The organism is Allobosea sp. RIT-PG3_2 (assembly GCF_057321085.1).
Genome location: NZ_JBXWCA010000001.1, coordinates 603,565 through 619,999 on the forward strand (window position 1 = coordinate 603,565; position 16,435 = coordinate 619,999).

Here is a 16,435-nt window from a genome sequence, read left to right on the forward strand (position 1 = left end):
GGGGCCATTTTTCCTGTCGTGGCTCAGCCCAGCAAAGCGAGGCCGGCCGCGACGACCACGAGGATTGTCACGGTCGTTCCCGTGACCAAAGCCAGATGCCGCCAGCCGAGCCGGGCCATCGCCGCCATCGAAGTGCCCAGCCCCAGCGCCGCGATGGCGATGAGCAGGCCCCAGCGCGAGGCTTCGAGCAGGGCGTCGCGAACCGGCTGATAGAGCGGCGCCAGCGTGGGCATCAGCGCCAGCAGGCTGTTCAGCACGCACAAGATCAGGAAGACGATGGCGAAGACCGGGACCGGCACCTTGGCCTTCGAGAGCTCGCCGCTGTCGCGCACCAGCCACCAGCCGACGATCAGCACCGAAGGCAGAAGCAGGAAGACCCGGAAGAGCTTGACGATCACCGCCGCATTGGCGACCTCGTCCGAGACGGACTGGCCGGCGCCGACGACCTGCGCCACGTCGTGGATGGTGCCGCCGAGCATGATGCCGGTCTGCTGCGGCGAGAAGCCGAGCCAGACGCAGATCAGCGGATAGGCCAGCATCGCGACGGTGGCGAAGACATTCATGGCGATGACGGTGAAGGCGACGTCCGCCGCCTTGTTGCGATAGTCCGGCACGACCGTCGCCGTGGCGAGCGCGGCGGAAGCGCCACAGACCGCCGTGGCGACGCCGGCGAGCGCGCCCATGCCGGCCTCACGGCCGAGCAGGCGCGCCAGCGCGAAGCCGACGACGACCGTCACCACCATCGAGCCGACGATCAGAAGCGCCGTCGAGAGGCCGAGCGCCGCGATATCTCCCAAAGCGATGCGCAGGCCGAGCAGCGCGATTGCCCAGCGCAGCAACTTCTTGACGCAGAAGGTCATGCCTGGCGCGAAGCGCCGGGTGTTGGCCAGGGGGTGCAGCAGCATGCCGATCACCAAGGCGATGACGATGGCCGGGATGCCGATGCGGCCGCCCGCTGCGGCCTTGAAGAGCGGCTCGAGGAAGGCGGAGGCTATCGCGACCGCTGCAGACAGCAGGATGCCGGGCAGAAGCGGGCCAAGGGAGCCCGCTTTGCGGGAAGCGGCGATGTCGGTCATGGCGCGGTGCTGACGATGAAAAGAAGGCGTGGATCGGGGCTGTAGAGCGGAGCGACGAAGGTTTCGGCGAATCGACCGCCGTTTTTCTCGATGATACGGCGCGAGGCGTGGTTGTCGGCATCGCAGGTGATCGTGATCTCCGGCAGCCCGGCCTCATGCGCAACGCCCAGCATCGCCGCAAGCGCAGCAGTGGCGTAGCCATGACCGGCGTAGGCCGGAAGGATGGTGTAGCCGACATGGCCGAGCACATGCTCAGGCAAGGCCATCATCGGGCGGCCGTCGCCATCCTCCTGCCAACGCAGGTTGATCGAGCCGATGAAGGGGCGCTCGGCCCGATCCTCGGCGAAGATCCAGCGCGTCGGCCCGGGCATGCGCTCAACCTCGCGGCCATCGGGCAGACGGATGCGACCGGGTCCGCCGCGAATCTCGGCCAGGAATGCATCGGCATCGCGGGCGATGGCGGCGAGCTGTTCCGGCGCGACATCGCGCGTCGTGTTCGGCGACCAGCCCCCGCGCAGCGCCGCCTCATAGGCGCCGAGCAAGGCTTTGTCGGGAACTTGCAGGGAGATGCGCGCCGGCACGGCGAGAAGATCCTTCTACGCGGCAACGCCGCTCCAAGCGCGCGCATATAGCCTGATCGCCGCCGATACGCGATGGCTTCCGCGCTACAGCTGCCGGGAAGCCGCCATTCGCCGGGTGTATCGGAGAAGGTATTGCTCGCGAGGCAAGGCAGCGCGTGATACCGCCTTGCGATGGCCAGCCAGATCGTTTCGCTCGAAGCCTTTCTCGACCTTCCGGCGCATGCGCGCCTGCTCGGCCTCGACCTCGGCACCAAGACGATCGGGCTCGCGCTGTCCGATCTGGAGAGGCAGATCGCGACGCCGCTGGAGACGATCCAGCGGGTCAAGTTCGGTCTCGATGCCGCTGCGCTGCTGAAGATAGCGCAGAAGCATCAGGTTTCCGGGATGGTGATCGGCTTGCCGCTCAACATGGACGGCACCGAGGGGCCACGCGTGCAGTCGACGCGCGCCTTCGTCCGCAACCTCGCTCCCCTCACCGATCTGCCGATCGTGTTCTGGGACGAGCGGATGTCGACGCTTGCGGTGACGCGCACCCTGCTCGATGCCGACGCCTCCCGCGCCAAGCGCGCGGCAGTCGTCGACAAGATGGCAGCGGCCTACATCCTGCAGGGCGCGCTCGATCGGCTGGGCAGGCTCGTGCCGATCGAAGACGATGAAGACGGCCCGTACTGACAGCGCCCGAATTGAAAGCGGGCGGCGGCGTCTTTACTGGATGAATATTCCGCGCTTGATCGCCTTCTTCTGCGCCTCGCGCTCGTTCTTGATCGCCCGCTTGCGCTCGTCCAGCGACATGCCGGCCATCGGATCCTGCTGGCGACGGCCGCCATCCACGCCGGAACGGCGATCATTGCGCCAGTCGCCGCGGCCGTCGTCTCGCCCATAACCGCGACGGTCGTCGCGCCAGCCGCCACGATCGTCGCTACGACCGTAGTCGCGCCGATCGTAGCCGTCACCGCGCCGTTCATACGAACGGTCATAGCCGGGGCCACCATAATACTGCGCAGCTGCGGGCTGGACACAGGCCAAGCCGATCGCCGCCATTCCCAGCCCCGCGACCAGAGCGCTTCGAAGCGAGATCATGTGAAGATACCCCCAACCTTCCATCGAGATGCGACGCCATACATCTGACGGCGAATCGCAAAGATTTTCCTGACGCAGGCCCTCACATAGCAAGGCCCGCGCAGATTGCGCGGGCCTTGCAGGGAGCACGGAACCGCAGATCAGCGATTATCGCGGAAGTCATACGGCGCGTAGTAGCGGTAAGGCGCGTAATAACCCCGCGGATAGGCATAGACCGGAGCCGGCGGAGCCGCGTAGTAGTCGTCTTCGTAATACGGCGCCGCATAAGCGCGGTTATTCGCCGCAACCGCCGCAGCACCCAGAATACCCAGGCCGACGGCGCCGGCGATCGCCGCACCACGCGACGGGCCGCGCCAGCCGCCATGGTAACCGCGATAACCACGGTAATATTGCGAGTACCCGGCTTGCGCCTTGTCGAGGCGGGCGGAGTCGAACATCCGCTGCTCCTTCGCCAGTGCGGGGGCAACGAAGCCCCCAGCCGCGACGCTCGCTGCGGTCAGCGCGATGGCAACCTTCTTGTGCAGAGACCTCATGACGGCATCTCCTTTCTCGGGATCATCCCGAAACATGGCGAGAGTTTCGTTCGATCCGCTTGAATGAGACCTGAACCAATCGCGGCGGCATTGCGGCAGGAACACAGCGGCTTTCCATCCGCGCTCTTGCCGGGCGCAATCCGCCATGGGACAGGCCTGTTGATACGCGTTCATCAACCTCTGGCGGGTTCCGTTGTTCCCCCCGCCCCTTCCGGTTCAGCCATGCTCGACAGCCTGATTGCCGTTTTCCTCGTCATCGCGACGGGCTGGCTCCTGAAGGTCCGCAACATCGTCTCGCCGGCGCATTGGGTCGGCGTCGAGCGCCTGACCTATCAGGTGCTGTTCCCGGCCGTCGTCATCCACACGCTCGCCATGGCCGATCTGCGCGGCGTGCCCGTCCTCGCCATGGGGTCGAGCCTCGTGCTGGCCATCCTGAGCGTCGCGGCGCTGCTGCTGCTGACCCGGCCGGTGCTGGCGCGGGCGGGTATCGACGGCCCGGCCTTCACGTCGATCTTCCAGGGCTCGGTCCGCTGGAACACCTTCGTTGCCCTCGCACTCGCGGCCGGCCTGCAGGGCCGCAACGGCGCGACGCTGATGGCGATCGCGGTTGCCGCCATGATCCCGCTGCTCAACGTGATGTGCGTCGTCGTCCTCGCGCGCTTCGCAAACGGCAAGCCGATGAGCGTCGGTGCCACCATCCGCTCGATCCTCTACAACCCCTTCATCTGGTCTTCCGCCGTCGGTCTCATCCTCAATCAGGCCCAGTGGCTGCTGCCCTCGGCGTTCACCGGCTATCTCGACGTGCTGGGGCGGGCCTCCCTGGGCATCGGCCTCCTCGTCGTGGGTTCGGCGCTCGATCTGAACCGGCTGGCGCGCCCCCGCTTGGCCCACTGGGCCGCGGTCGGATTGAAGCTCGTGGTGATGCCGTTCGCGGCTTGGCTCTATGCCGGCTGGTTCGGCGTCACGGGTCCGGCCCTGACGATGACCGTCATCGCCGGCGCCGTTCCCACGGCCACCGCCGCCTATTTCCTCGCCCGCGATCTCGGAGGCGATGCGCCGCTCATGGCCGAGATCACGACGCTCCAGACCCTGCTGGCGCTGGCGACGCTTCCGGCTGCAGTGCTGATCCTGACCTAGCTACTTTAGCTTGAAATTTATTGGACACTACAATCTATAATTGTATACCGCCCGGAGGATCGAAGCCCCTCCACACGAGTTGGTCCCCGATCCTGCGAGGGAATCCAGTCGCCATGAAGCAAAAAGCCCAAGATCTGGCCTCGCTCAAGCCCGACCCTGACGACAATCAGGACGATGCCGCTCCCGATCGGTCGATGACCCCGCTGGAAGCCGCCTCCTTCATCGAGAGCATGACAGCCGAGCTACGGATCATGGCGCGCGACACGAAGCTGAACACATTGTCCTATTTTCTGGAGATGGCGCGGGTCGAAGCCTCAGCCGAAATCGTGCGTCAGGCGCGCTCGAGCGACGACAGCCAATAAGCCGATCTCGCCCGTCAAATCGTCCCCTCGACCACCGGCCTCCCGAACCCGGAAGGTCAGACGCGCGCCCGCGACAAGGCTCCTCCCGGATGCCGGCGCACTTCGCCTTCGAGCTCCAACTCGACAAGGACCCGGTTGATCTCGCGCGCCGCCTGGCCGCTCGCGCGGACGAGGTCATCGAGCGCGACCGGCGTCGGCCCAAGCAGGCCCATGACGAGGCGCCCGAGATCCGGTGCTCCGGCCGGTCCTTCCAGCGTCGCGGCAGATTGCAGCGAAGCATAATTCTCGTCATGCCGGACGAAGCCTGGGGCCGGTGTCACCTCCGGCAGGTCGAGTTCATCCCACATCGCCTCGCTTGGCGGCTCGCCCGAAGCCTCTCGCAGGGCGGAGCGTTCCAGCCAGGAAGCCGGCTCTTGCCGGCGCAGCGGCGCCAGCGCCTCGATGACATGGGATGCTTCGGCACAAAGCGTGGCTCCCTCCCGGATGAGGTGATTGCCGCCCTCTGCGCGCGGATCGAGCGGGGAGCCCGGCACGGCGAAGACCAATCGGCCCTGTTCGTTGGCAAAGCGCGCGGTGATCAGCGAACCGGAGCGCCGCGCCGCCTCGACGACGACCGTACCCAGCGAAAGACCCGAGACCAGCCGGTTGCGGCGCGGGAAGTCGCGCGCCCGTGCGACCCAGCCGAGCGGCATCTCGCTGACGATGGCACCTCTCGCGACGATACGTTCCGCCAAGGGAGCGTTCTGCGGCGGGTAGATCTCGTCGAGGCCGCCGGCGAGCACGGCGATCGTGCCGGTCTCGAGGCTCGCCTGATGGGCGGCCGTGTCGATGCCGCGCGCAAGGCCGGAGACCACGATGTAATCGGCCTCGCCGAGTTCGCGCGCCAGCCGCGCGGTGAACTTCATCCCTGCCGCGGAGGCGTTGCGGGAGCCGACAAGCGCTACCGCTGGCCTTTGCAAGGCTTGCACCTGTCCGAGCACCGCGATGAGTGGCGGCGCGGAATCGATCGCCTGCAGAGGCAAGGGATAGTCCGCCTCACCCAGTGCAACGAGGCGACCGCCGAGGCGCCGTAGCCCCTCCAGCTCGCGCTCCGCCTCGGCCAGCGTGCAGATGCGGATCGGGCGGCCGGCCTGACGGGCAAGGTCCGGCAGCGCCGCCAGCGCGGCTCCCGCCCCGCCGAAACGGTTCATCAACGAGAGGAAACTGCGCGGGCCGATGCTCTCGCTGCGGATCAGCCTCAGCCAATCGAGGCGCTGGCGATCGGAGAGAGCGATGCCAGCCATCCGCGTTCAGCCCTTCTGGCCGATCTTGCCTTCGCGCCCGGTCAGGAGCCTGGCGATGTTGGTTCGGTGCATGATCCAGAGCAGCCCCGTCAGGATGCCCATGACGATGGCGGCCTGGTGCATGCCGGCCCAGAACCAGAGCAGGAGCGGCGTCAGCAGGCTGGCGACCAGCGCGGAAAGCGATGAATAGCGCGAGAGATAGGCGATGCTCAGCCAGACAGCGGCGAAGACCAGCGCGATCGAGGCCTTCACGCCGATGAGCACGCCGAGATAGGTCGCCACGCCCTTGCCGCCCTTGAAGCGCAGCCAGACCGGGAAGAGATGGCCGATGAAGGCGCCAATGCCCGCCATCAGCGCTGCCTCTGGCCCGCCGAGCAGGCGCGAGCCGACGATGACCGCCACCGTGCCCTTCAGCATGTCGCCGACGAGGGTGGCGGCCGCGAGCTTCTTGTTGCCGGTGCGCAGCACATTCGTCGCGCCGATATTGCCCGAGCCGATGCTGCGCAGATCCGGCCCGCCGGCCAGACGCGTCAGGACGATGCCGAAGGGGATGGAGCCGAAGAGATAGCCGACGACAAGGGCAATCAGCGTGGCGGAGCCGGAGAGGCTCCAGTTCAAAACATCCGTCATGCCGCCCCTTTTCCCGCAGTCCGCATAGAGCCTAGCCCGGCTCGTATTCGTACACCACCCGTCCGCCGACGATCGTCGCCTGGACGATGCCTTCCAGGCGCGCCTCGTCGAAGGGCGAGTTCTTGGCGCGCGATTTCAGCTTGCGCTTGTCGACGACGAAGGGCGCTTCGGGATCGAACAGGATGAGGTCGGCCGGGGCACCGGGCGCAAGCCGCCCCGCTTCCAGTCCGAGCAGGGCGGCAGGGCGCGCCGACAGGGCGGCGAAAAGCTGCGGCAGCCCGATCTGCCCGGCCTGCACCATGCGCTGCGACGCCGACAGCATGGTCTCGATGCCGAGCGCGCCGTCCGCCGCCTCGGCGAAGGGCTGGCGCTTGGTCTCGACGTCCTGCGGATCATGGTCGGAGACCACGACATCGATCACGCCTTCGGCGAGCGCGGCGACCAAGGCGAGGCGATCGTCCTCGTGACGCAACGGCGGCGAGACCTTGCAGAAGGTGCGGTAGTCCCCGACGTCGTTCTCGTTGAGGGTCAGGTTGTTGATCGACACGCCGCAGGTGATGCGCACGCCGTCCTGCTTGGCGCGGCGGACCAGCTCAACCGATTCCGCGCAGGAGATCATCGCGGCGTGGTAACGGGCGCCGGTGGCTTTCGCGAGGCGGATGTCCCGCTCCAGCATCACCGTCTCGGCCTCGAGCGGGATGCCCGGCAGGCCCTTCCGGCTGGCGAACTCGCCCTCGTTCATCACGCCGAAGCCGCGCAGCTCGGGATCCTCGAGATGGTTCATGATGAGGGCGTCGAAATCGCGGGCATAGATCATGGCGCGGCGCATCACCTGCGGATTGCGCAGGCTCCTGGCGCCATCGCAGAAGGCGACCGCGCCGGCTTCGAGCAGCAGCCCGAACTCGGTGATCTCCTTGCCTTCCAGTCCCTTGGTCAGCGCCGCGCAGGGCAGCACGTTGACGATCGCCTTGTCGCGGGCGCGGCGCTTGAGGAAGTCGATGATCGCGGGGTCGTCGATCGGCGGATCGGTGTCGGGCCGGCACACCACGGTCGTGACGCCGCCGGCAGCGGCGGCATGCGAGCCCGTGCCCAGCGTCTCGCGGAATTCGGCGCCGGGCTCGCCGAGGAAGGCACGCAGGTCGACCAGGCCCGGCGTCAGCACGAGACCCTTCGCATCGACGTGGCGCACGCCCTCGGGCGTCGCGGGCGCGACGCCCCATTCGACCGCGGCGATCGCGCCGTCGCGCAGCAGCACGGAGCCGGCCCCGTCGCGCCCGGTCACGGGGTCGACCAGCCGGGCGTTGACGATCGCCAGGTCCCGCGATGCGATGTCCCGAGTTGCCAAGTCCTGCGCTGCGATGTCCTGAGATTCAGCCATGTTCGGTTCCATCCCGGCGATCAGCGCTCGGCCGGCGTGTGAAGACGTAGCTCGAGAAGGCGACGAGCCTCCAGAACAGCAGGCAGAGCAGGCCACCGGCGATCACGATGAACCATGTCCAGCCCGCACGCGGGTCGGCATAGAGGAAGCCCGCCGCGACCACGAAATAGAGCCCCGTGAAGACGAAGCGCGCCCGGCGCATCAGGGAGAGCAGCCAGGCGAGAGCTCCTTCCATCCCGCTCAGACATTCGGCAGGTGCTGGGCCAGCGCGTCGAGCACGGCCATGCGGACCGCGACGCCCATCTCGACCTGCTCGCGGATCAGCGACTGAGCGCCGTCGGCAACCTCGGAGGAGATCTCGACGCCGCGGTTCATCGGGCCCGGATGCATCACCAGCGCATCCGGCTGGGCGCGCTCCAGCTTCTCGCGGTCGAGCCCGTAATAGCGGAAATACTCTTTCGAGGACGGCACGAAGGCGCCGTGCATCCGTTCGAGCTGGAGGCGCAACATCATCACGATATCAGCGCCTTCCAAGCCCTTGTTCATGTCGGTGTAGAGCTCGACGCCCATGCGCTCGATGCCGGGCGGCATCAGCGTCGAGGGTGCGATCAGACGGACTTTCGCGCCGAGCGCATTGAGCAGGATGATGTTCGAGCGGGCGACGCGCGAGTGCACGATGTCGCCGCAGATCGCCACGGTCAGGCCCATGATGCGGCCCTTGTTGCGGCGGATCGTCAGTGCGTCGAGCAGCGCCTGCGTCGGATGCTCATGGGCGCCGTCGCCGGCATTGACCACCGAGCAGTCGACCTTGCGGGCGAGCAGGTTGACCGCGCCTGCCGCGTGATGGCGCACCACGATGATGTCGGGGCGCATGGCGTTGAGCGTCGCCGCGGTATCGATCAACGTCTCGCCCTTCTTCACCGAGGACGAGGCGACCGACATGTTCATCACGTCGGCGCCGAGACGCTTCCCCGCGAGCTCGAAGGAGGCCTGTGTCCGGGTGGAGGGCTCGAAGAACAGGTTGATCTGGGTTCGGCCGCGCAGCGTCGCGGTCTTCTTCTCCACCTGCCGGGAGAGCGCGACATAGGCCTCGGCCCGGTCCAACAGCGCCTCGATGTCCAGATGGGACAATCCCTCGATGCCGAGGAGATGGCGGTGCGGGTAGAGCGGTGCTGGCGATGTCATTTGAAGCAGGCTGTTTAGGCGCGAGTCGGGCCGGGCGCAAGCCGCTCATGGCCGGGATGGGGCCATGTCCTGTGAACCGTGGAACTTTCGATGAAACGGCGCTAGGTCACATCCTTTCCGCCGCGAGAGGACTCGAGCCTTGTCCAGCCCGATTGACGCTTACGCTCCAGCTGCCGACGGCGCCGAATGGCAGGTGATCTCGCCGGCCGATGCAGGCTTCGATCCGGAGAGGCTCAAGGCTGCCGTCGCTTTTGCCACCGAGAACGAGAGCCCTTGGCCGCGCAGCCTCTACTATCCGGACGGCAGCTATGTCGGGAATGTCGAATGGAACGAGCGCGGTCCCTGGACCGAGATCGTCGGCCCCGTGCGCGAGCGCGGCGGGCCGGCAGGCCTCGTCCTGAAAGGTGGCCGCCTCGTCGCCGAATGGGGCGACACCGCCCGCACCGACATGACCTTCTCGATCGCCAAGAGCTATCTGGCGGTGCTCGCCGGCATCGCCTTCGATGACGGGTTGATCCGCGATGTCGAGGAGCCGGTCGGCAAGAGCGTCGACGATGCCGCCTTCGCCGGCCCGCATAACGGCACGATCACCTGGCGGCATCTGCTGCAGCAGTCGAGCGAATGGCAGGGCGAGCTCTTCGGGAAATCTGACCAGGTCGATCACAACCGCCAGATCGGCCCGGGCGCCGACAACAGCCGCAAGGGCGAGCGCCGCGAGCTGAAGACGCCCGGCAGCTTCTACGAATACAACGATGTCCGCGTGAACGTGCTGAGCTATGCCCTGCTCCAGCGCTTCCGTCGCCCGCTGCCGGAGGTGCTGCGCGAGCGCGTCATGGACCCGATCGGCGCCTCGGCCGATTGGGAGTGGCAGGGCTACAGCACTTCCTTCGTCGAAATCGACGGCCGCCGGCTTCAGTCGGTGCCGGGCGGCGGGCATTGGGGCGGCGGCCTGTTCATCGGCGCGCGTGACCATGCCCGCTTCGGCCTGCTGATCGGCCGCAAGGGATTGTGGAACGGCCGGCAGCTGCTCTCGCAGGCCTGGGTCGAGCGGATGCTGACGCCCTCTCCCACCCTCGGCAATTACGGCTATCTCTGGTGGCTGGCACGCGGACCCGCGGCGCGGCCTAGCCTGCCGCCGACCGCCTTCTCGGCGCTCGGCGCCGGCAGCAACGTGATCTGGGTCGAGCCCGAGCAGGATATCGTCGCGGTGCTGCGCTGGATCAACGGTGCCTCGACCGAAGGCTTCATCGACCGGCTGCTGGCGGCGCGGGGCTGAAAGCTCGCCGCATTCGCCTGGAAACCACTTTCGTCATTCCGGGGCAAGCCGCAGGCTTGAGCCTGGAACCCATAACCGCAGCGCTTGCCGGATTAAATAACGGCCGGCCCGCTTTATCCCGTTCCATCGGCGGTTAGGGCTCTTCGCTGCGCGAAGCCGGAATGACGAGGCGGTTCCGGGCTTAATCCTTCACCGCATAGACATGCGCCGGCCCGGGGAAGCGCCGGGCCCGCACCGCGGCGGCATAATCGCCGACCGCCTTGTCCACCCCCTCGGCGAGATTGCCGAAGAGCTTGACGAATTTCGGCACGCGGCCGGTCAGGCCGAGCATGTCGTCAAGCACCAGGATCTGGCCGTCACAGGCGGCGGAGGCGCCGATGCCTATCGTGGGAACCGCGACCTTGCCGGTGATCTCCGCCGCCAGCGGCTCGGCCACGGCCTCGACGACCACCGAAAAAGCCCCGGCCCGCGTCACCGCTTCGGCATCGGCCATGATCGCCGGCCATTCGGCCCGGTCGCGACCCTGCGCCTTGAAACCGCCGAGCACGTTCACCGCCTGCGGCGTCAAACCGATATGCGCCATCACCGGGATGCCGCGTTCGACGAGAAAGCGGATCGTCTCCTCCATGCGCGCCCCGCCCTCCAGCTTGACCGCGCCGCAGCCCGTCTCCTGCATGACCCGGGCCGCGTTGCGGAAGGCCTGCTGCGGGCCTTCCTCATAGCTGCCGAACGGCATGTCGACGACGACCAGCGCCCGCTGCGAGCCGCGCATCACCGCCTGTCCATGCAGGATCATCATCTCCAGCGTGACCGGCACGGTGCTGTCGAGGCCGTGCACGACCATGCCGAGGGAATCGCCGACGAGCAGGAAATCGCAGTGCCGGTCGGCCAATGCCGCCATCGGCGCGGTGTAGGCCGTCAGCGAGACGACCGGCTCGCCGCCCTTGCGGCCGCGGATATTCAGCGCCGTCACGCGCTTGATCTGTGCTTGCGACGACACGCTCTTCTCCCCATGTAACGGCCGGTGCCCGCGAAAGGGCCTAAACGCTCTCCCCCGTCCCGAAAAGCGCAATCGGCGTTTGACAGGGCCGGCGTGCTGAACCACTTTCGCGCGCAATTCCGAACCGCCGGAGCCTCGCCGGTCGCTGAACCGCCCGTTAAGGGACGGGTCAGCGCTCTGAAAAGGCTGTCATCGAGACCAAAATCATGAAGCTCCTCGTCGTCGAGTCGCCGGCCAAGGCCAAGACGATCAACAAATACCTGGGCTCCGACTACGAGGTCGTGGCGTCGTTCGGCCATATCCGCGACCTGCCGGCCAAGGACGGCTCGGTCGAGCCCGAGAACGACTTCGCAATGAAGTGGGAGATCGAGGGGCGCGGCGCCAAGCAGGTCTCGGAGATCGTCAGGGCGCTGAAGGGCGCCGACAAGCTCATCCTCGCGACCGACCCGGATCGCGAAGGCGAGGCCATCTCCTGGCACGTGCTGGAAGCGCTGAACCAGAAGAAGGCGCTGAAGGGCATCCCGGTCGAGCGCGTGACCTTCAACGCCGTGACCAAGGACGCGGTGCAGAAGGCGCTGGCCGAGCCACGCGCCATCGACCAGGCGCTGGTCGATGCCTATCTGGCGCGCCGGGCACTGGACTATCTCGTCGGCTTCACGCTCTCGCCGGTGCTGTGGCGCAAGCTCCCCGGCGCCCGCTCGGCGGGCCGCGTGCAATCGGTGGCGCTGCGCATCGTCTGCGAACGCGAACGCGAGATCGAGGCCTTCCGGGCGCGGGAATACTGGTCTCTGGTCGCGACGCTCGCGACGGAGTCGGGCCAGACCTTCGACGCCCGGCTCGTCGGCGCCGACGGCAAGAAGATCACGCGTCTCGACATCGGCAATGCCGAGGAGGCCAAGGCCTTCAAGGAAGCTTTGGAGAGCGCGCTCTTCACCGTGACCGAGGTCGAGGCCAAGCCGGTCAAGCGCCACCCCCAACCGCCGTTCCAGACCTCGACGCTGCAGCAGGAAGCCTCCCGCAAGCTGGGCCTCGCCCCGGCGCGGACCATGCAGCTCGCGCAGCGGCTCTATGAGGGCGTCGATATCGGCGGCGAGACCGTCGGCCTCATCACCTATATGCGAACCGACGGCGTCGACATGGACGGCTCGGCGATCGCCGCCGCGCGCAGCGTCATCGGCAAGGAATTCGGCGAGCGCTACGTGCCGAATGCGCCGCGCAAGTACATGGTCAAGGCCAAGAACGCGCAGGAGGCCCACGAGGCCATCCGCCCGACCGATCTCGGCCGGCTGCCGGCCATGGTCGCGCGCCAGCTCGAGCCGGAACAGGCGAAGCTCTACGAGCTGATCTGGAAGCGCACCATCGCGAGCCAGATGGAATCGGCCGAGATGGAGCGCACCACGGTCGACATCGCGGCCAAGGTCGGCGCGCGCAACCTCGACCTGCGCGCCTCCGGTCAGGTCGTGCTCTTCGACGGCTTCCTGACGCTCTATCAGGAGAGCCGCGACGACGAGGAGGACGAGGATTCCAGGAAGCTGCCGGCGATGAAGGCCGGCGACAAGCTGGAGAAGCGCACTATTGCCGCCGACCAGCACTTCACCGAGCCGCCGCCGCGCTATTCGGAAGCCAGCCTCGTCAAGCGCATGGAAGAGCTCGGCATCGGCCGGCCCTCGACCTATGCCGCGACGCTCTCGACGCTGCGCGACCGCGAATATGTCCGCATCGAGAAGAAGCGCCTCGTGCCCGAGGACAAGGGCATGCTGGTCACGGCGTTCCTCGAGAGCTTCTTCAAGCGCTATGTCGAGTTCGACTTCACGGCGAACCTCGAAGAGAACCTCGACCGCGTCTCCAATGCGGAGATCGACTGGAAGGCGCTGCTGCGCGACTTCTGGCAGGAGTTCCAGGCTTCGATCGGCGAGACCAAGGATCTGCGCGTCGGCGACGTACTGGAAGCGCTGAACGGCATCCTCGGCGACTACATCTTCCCGAAAAAGGCCGATGGAACCGACCCGCGCATCTGTCCGACCTGCGGCAACGGCCAGCTTTCGCTGAAGCTCGGCAAGTTCGGCGCCTTCGTCGGCTGCTCGAACTATCCGGAATGCCGCTATACGCGCCCCCTCTCCGTCCCCGCCGCCGAAGGCGAGGCCTCGGCCGAGGGCGGCCAGGGCACGCCCGGCGTGCGCATCCTCGGCACCGATCCGGTGACCAGCCTCGAAGTCACGATGCGCGACGGCCGCTTCGGCCCGTATATCCAGCTTGGAGAGGGCGAGAAGCCCAAGCGCTCCAGCCTGCCGAAGGGCATGAGCCCGGGAAGCGTCACGCTCGACAACGCGCTGGCGCTGCTCTCGCTGCCGCGGGAGGTGGCGCGCCACCCGGTGTCGGGCGAGCCGATCCTCGTCGGCATCGGCCGCTTCGGGCCTTATGTCCAGCACGGCAAGGTCTACGCCAATATCGACAAGGATGACGACGTCCTGGAGCTCGGCGCCAACCGCGCCATCGACCTGATCGTCGCCAAGGAGAGCGGTGGAGGCGGCCGGCGCGGCGGCGCGGCAACGCCGGGTCGCGCACTCGGCGACCATCCCACGGGCGGCGGGCTCGAGGTGAAGGCCGGCAAATACGGCCCCTATGTCGCCTGGGGCAAGGTCTTCGCCACCCTGCCGAAGACGATGGCGCCGGAAAGCATCACGCTGGAACAGGCGATAGAGCTGGTGAACGCCAAGGCCGAGCTCAAGGGCGGCGCCAAGGGCGGCAGGACCAGCGCGCGGGCCAGCAGCACGAAGCCGGCAGCCAAGGGCAAAGCCGCCGGAGGCAAGCCGGCCGCAAAGTCACCGGCCCGCAAGAGCAAGACGTCGGAGGGCTGAAGGCGCTGCCTCGTTTCTCACCCCGCATGACGCTTATTTCGCCAGAGGTCACGCCCTTAGGTTAACCAGCCATTCAACGCCCTTTATTACAAGTTGTTTCGCGGCAAAGCCGTGGAGTGGCCGTCGGGGGGGTGGGATGAAGTCGATTGGGACCAAGATCCTGGGGCAGATCGCGATCGTCGCGGTCGGCGCCCTGATCGCGCTGGGCTGCGCGCTGCTCGCAATCTCGCGGATGGAGGCCATGTACGGCCGCTCTTCCGAACAGAACAACCTCGCCCTGATCGCCGAGCGCCTCAACGTCGCGGTCAACCAGGTCGTCGCCAACTCGCTGCAGGTCTATACCGCGCGCAATCCGCATGATGCCGGCATCGCCGCGGGCACGGTCGAGACCGGGATCAAGCAGGTCGACGAGCGCATGAAGGGGCTGGTCAGGCTCGCCCCCGAAAGCGAGCGCGAACGCATCGACAAGATCAGCAAGCTGATCGGCGAATTCGTCACTATCCGCACCGAGACCGCACGTCTCGCCCGCGAGGTCTCCGGCCGCGCCGCCGACGCCTGGGGCAACGGCGAAGCCAGCAAGAAGAACCGCGCCACTCTCCAGGAGGAGCTGACGGCCTTCAGCGGCTTCAACGAAGAGCGCGCCGATGCGGCCGAGGCAGAGACGCTCTCCTTCGCGTCGCAGGTCCGCACCTTCCTGCCGGTGGCCCTGCTCGTGCTGCTCGGCGGCACGATCGCCGGCGCACTGGCCTTCTCGCGCCGCTCGATCGTGCGCCCGATGACGGATCTGAGCGCGGTGATGGAGCGCCTGACCGAGGGCGACACCGCCGTCGAAGTGCCCCATACAAAGCGCGCCGACGAGATCGGCGTGATGGCTCGCTCCGTCGCGGTGTTGCGGGAGGCGACCAAGCAGGTCGCCGAGCTGCAGGAACAGGAACGGGCGGCTGCGGCGGCGCGTCTGGCGCGTGCCCAGTCGATCGAGGCGGTGGTCTCGGATGTCGGCGAGGTGGTGGCTGCCGCCGCTGCCGGCGACTTCAGCGCCCGGCTCGAGATCAAGGATTCCGATGCCCAGATGCAGCGCCTCGTCGAAGGCATCAACGAGATCAACGCGGTGGTCGATTCAGCGACGACCGAGTTCGCCGGGGCGCTCGCAGCGATCGCCGGCGGCGACCTGACCAACCGCGTCGAGACCGCCTATCGCGGCCGCTTCGCCGATCTCAAGCGCGCCATCAACGAGACCGTCGACCGCCTGTCCGAGACGGTCTCGACTATCCAGACCACCTCGGCCGATGTCGGGCTCGCGGCGCGTGAGATCAACATGGGCGCCGACGATCTCTCCAAGCGCACCGAAGAGCAGGCTTCTTCGCTGGAGGAGACCGCCGCCACCACCGAGGAGCTCGCGGCTTCCGTCAAGGCTTCGGCCCAGGCCGCCCGCCAGGCGACCGAGATCGCCGAGGAAGCCATGAGCGCGGCGCAGTCCGGCGGCACCATCGCCGGCCAGGCTGTCGATGCCATGGCCCGGATCGAAACTGCCTCGCAGAAGATCTCCGACATCATCCGGGTGATCGACGACATCGCCTTCCAGACCAATCTGCTGGCGCTGAACGCGGCGGTCGAAGCGGCCCGCGCCGGCGATGCCGGCAAGGGCTTTGCCGTCGTCGCCTCCGAGGTGCGCACCCTGGCCCAGCGCTCCAGCGCCGCCGCCAAGGACATCTCCGGGCTGATCTCGTCCTCGAACGCCGAGGTCACCGTGGGCGTCAAGCTGGTGCGTCAGGCCGGTGAGTCGCTGACCCGCATCCTGGAGGCCTCCCAGAAGGTCTCGGCCACCATCGCAGACATCTCGGCAGCGTCGGGCGAGCAGGCCAACGGCATCGACGAGATGAGCCAGGCGGTGGCGCATCTCGACGAGATGACCCAGCAGAATGCGGCGCTTGCCGAGGAGAGCGCGGCCTCCGCCTCGTCGCTCTCAAGCCGCATCGGCCAGCTCAACGACCTCGTCGCGACATTCCGGACCCGGCGCGAGGCCACCAGCGGACGCATGGCCGCCTGAAGTTCACAG

Annotated in this window: 16 protein-coding genes; 6 read left to right on the forward strand and 10 right to left on the reverse strand. The window is 67.4% G+C overall.

All coding sequences use genetic code 11. The annotated features are described in order from the left end of the window. Positions 1 to 23: 23 nt before the first annotated feature. A complete protein-coding gene (locus AC2FAN_RS02695) occupies positions 24 to 1,076 on the reverse strand; it encodes a YeiH family protein (RefSeq protein WP_485172615.1) in 1,053 nt (350 codons plus the stop codon). After that, complete coding sequence (locus tag AC2FAN_RS02700) at positions 1,073 to 1,657, reverse strand: GNAT family N-acetyltransferase (protein ID WP_485172616.1); 585 nt, start codon at positions 1,655 to 1,657, stop codon at positions 1,073 to 1,075. The genes AC2FAN_RS02695 and AC2FAN_RS02700 overlap by 4 nt, the downstream gene beginning before the upstream one ends. Before the next feature lie 171 nt (positions 1,658 to 1,828). Between AC2FAN_RS02700 and ruvX the strand changes: the two genes are divergently transcribed. Beyond that, entirely contained in the window at positions 1,829 to 2,329 is a 501-nt protein-coding gene (gene ruvX, locus AC2FAN_RS02705) for a Holliday junction resolvase RuvX (protein WP_265052994.1), read from the forward strand. Between the two features lie 33 nt (positions 2,330 to 2,362). Here ruvX and AC2FAN_RS02710 read toward each other — a convergent pair whose 3' ends face one another. Together AC2FAN_RS02710 and AC2FAN_RS02715 are read right to left on the reverse strand one after the other, a co-directional pair. Then, on the reverse strand, positions 2,363 to 2,737 hold the full coding sequence (locus AC2FAN_RS02710) for a hypothetical protein (RefSeq protein WP_485172617.1): 375 nt from the start codon (positions 2,735 to 2,737) through the stop codon (positions 2,363 to 2,365). A gap of 140 nt (positions 2,738 to 2,877) precedes the next feature. Beyond that, complete coding sequence (locus AC2FAN_RS02715; protein WP_485172618.1) at positions 2,878 to 3,444, reverse strand: hypothetical protein; 567 nt, start codon at positions 3,442 to 3,444, stop codon at positions 2,878 to 2,880. Positions 3,445 to 3,492: 48 nt separating this feature from the next. Here AC2FAN_RS02715 and AC2FAN_RS02720 point away from each other — a divergent pair, with 48 nt between their 5' ends. Together AC2FAN_RS02720 and AC2FAN_RS02725 are read left to right on the forward strand one after the other, a co-directional pair. Next, complete coding sequence (locus tag AC2FAN_RS02720; protein WP_485172619.1) at positions 3,493 to 4,407, forward strand: AEC family transporter; 915 nt, start codon at positions 3,493 to 3,495, stop codon at positions 4,405 to 4,407. A 113-nt stretch (positions 4,408 to 4,520) separates the two neighbouring features. Then, a complete protein-coding gene (locus AC2FAN_RS02725) occupies positions 4,521 to 4,769 on the forward strand; it encodes a hypothetical protein (RefSeq protein ID WP_485172620.1) in 249 nt (82 codons plus the stop codon). Positions 4,770 to 4,825: 56 nt separating this feature from the next. Here the strand turns inward: AC2FAN_RS02725 and dprA are convergent, their stop codons facing one another. The 5 genes from dprA to AC2FAN_RS02750 are packed head-to-tail and all read right to left on the reverse strand — an operon-like array spanning position 4,826 to position 9,245. Next, complete coding sequence (dprA, locus tag AC2FAN_RS02730) at positions 4,826 to 6,043, reverse strand: DNA-processing protein DprA (protein WP_485173045.1); 1,218 nt, start codon at positions 6,041 to 6,043, stop codon at positions 4,826 to 4,828. A gap of 15 nt (positions 6,044 to 6,058) precedes the next feature. Next, positions 6,059 to 6,682 (reverse strand): glycerol-3-phosphate 1-O-acyltransferase PlsY, encoded by a 624-nt coding sequence (gene plsY, locus AC2FAN_RS02735; protein WP_485172621.1) that lies wholly within the window; start codon positions 6,680 to 6,682, stop codon positions 6,059 to 6,061. 31 nt (positions 6,683 to 6,713) lie between these two features. Then, positions 6,714 to 8,060 carry a dihydroorotase gene (gene pyrC / locus AC2FAN_RS02740; protein WP_485172622.1) on the reverse strand — a complete coding sequence of 449 codons (1,347 nt, stop codon included), beginning with the start codon at positions 8,058 to 8,060 and terminating at the stop codon, positions 6,714 to 6,716. Next, positions 8,053 to 8,295 (reverse strand): hypothetical protein, encoded by a 243-nt coding sequence (locus tag AC2FAN_RS02745; protein WP_485172623.1) that lies wholly within the window; start codon positions 8,293 to 8,295, stop codon positions 8,053 to 8,055. The genes pyrC and AC2FAN_RS02745 overlap by 8 nt, the downstream gene beginning before the upstream one ends. Before the next feature lie 5 nt (positions 8,296 to 8,300). Next, entirely contained in the window at positions 8,301 to 9,245 is a 945-nt protein-coding gene (locus AC2FAN_RS02750) for an aspartate carbamoyltransferase catalytic subunit (RefSeq protein WP_265052986.1), read from the reverse strand. A gap of 139 nt (positions 9,246 to 9,384) precedes the next feature. On the opposite strand from AC2FAN_RS02750, the gene AC2FAN_RS02755 reads away from it, so the two are divergent. Next, positions 9,385 to 10,521, forward strand: a complete 1,137-nt coding sequence (locus tag AC2FAN_RS02755; RefSeq protein WP_485172624.1) for a serine hydrolase domain-containing protein — start codon at positions 9,385 to 9,387, stop codon at positions 10,519 to 10,521. Positions 10,522 to 10,702: 181 nt separating this feature from the next. On the opposite strand, the gene panB is transcribed toward AC2FAN_RS02755, so the two are convergent. Next, positions 10,703 to 11,521, reverse strand: a complete 819-nt coding sequence (panB, locus tag AC2FAN_RS02760) for a 3-methyl-2-oxobutanoate hydroxymethyltransferase (RefSeq protein ID WP_485172625.1) — start codon at positions 11,519 to 11,521, stop codon at positions 10,703 to 10,705. Between the two features lie 206 nt (positions 11,522 to 11,727). Here panB and topA point away from each other — a divergent pair, with 206 nt between their 5' ends. Further along, the gene (gene topA, locus AC2FAN_RS02765; RefSeq protein ID WP_485172626.1) at positions 11,728 to 14,379 is read left to right on the forward strand and encodes a type I DNA topoisomerase; all 2,652 of its coding nucleotides are present in this window, start codon (positions 11,728 to 11,730) and stop codon (positions 14,377 to 14,379) included. Positions 14,380 to 14,515: 136 nt separating this feature from the next. Continuing rightward, on the forward strand, positions 14,516 to 16,426 hold the full coding sequence (locus tag AC2FAN_RS02770) for a methyl-accepting chemotaxis protein (RefSeq protein ID WP_485172627.1): 1,911 nt from the start codon (positions 14,516 to 14,518) through the stop codon (positions 16,424 to 16,426). The last annotated feature ends 9 nt before the right edge of the window (positions 16,427 to 16,435 follow it).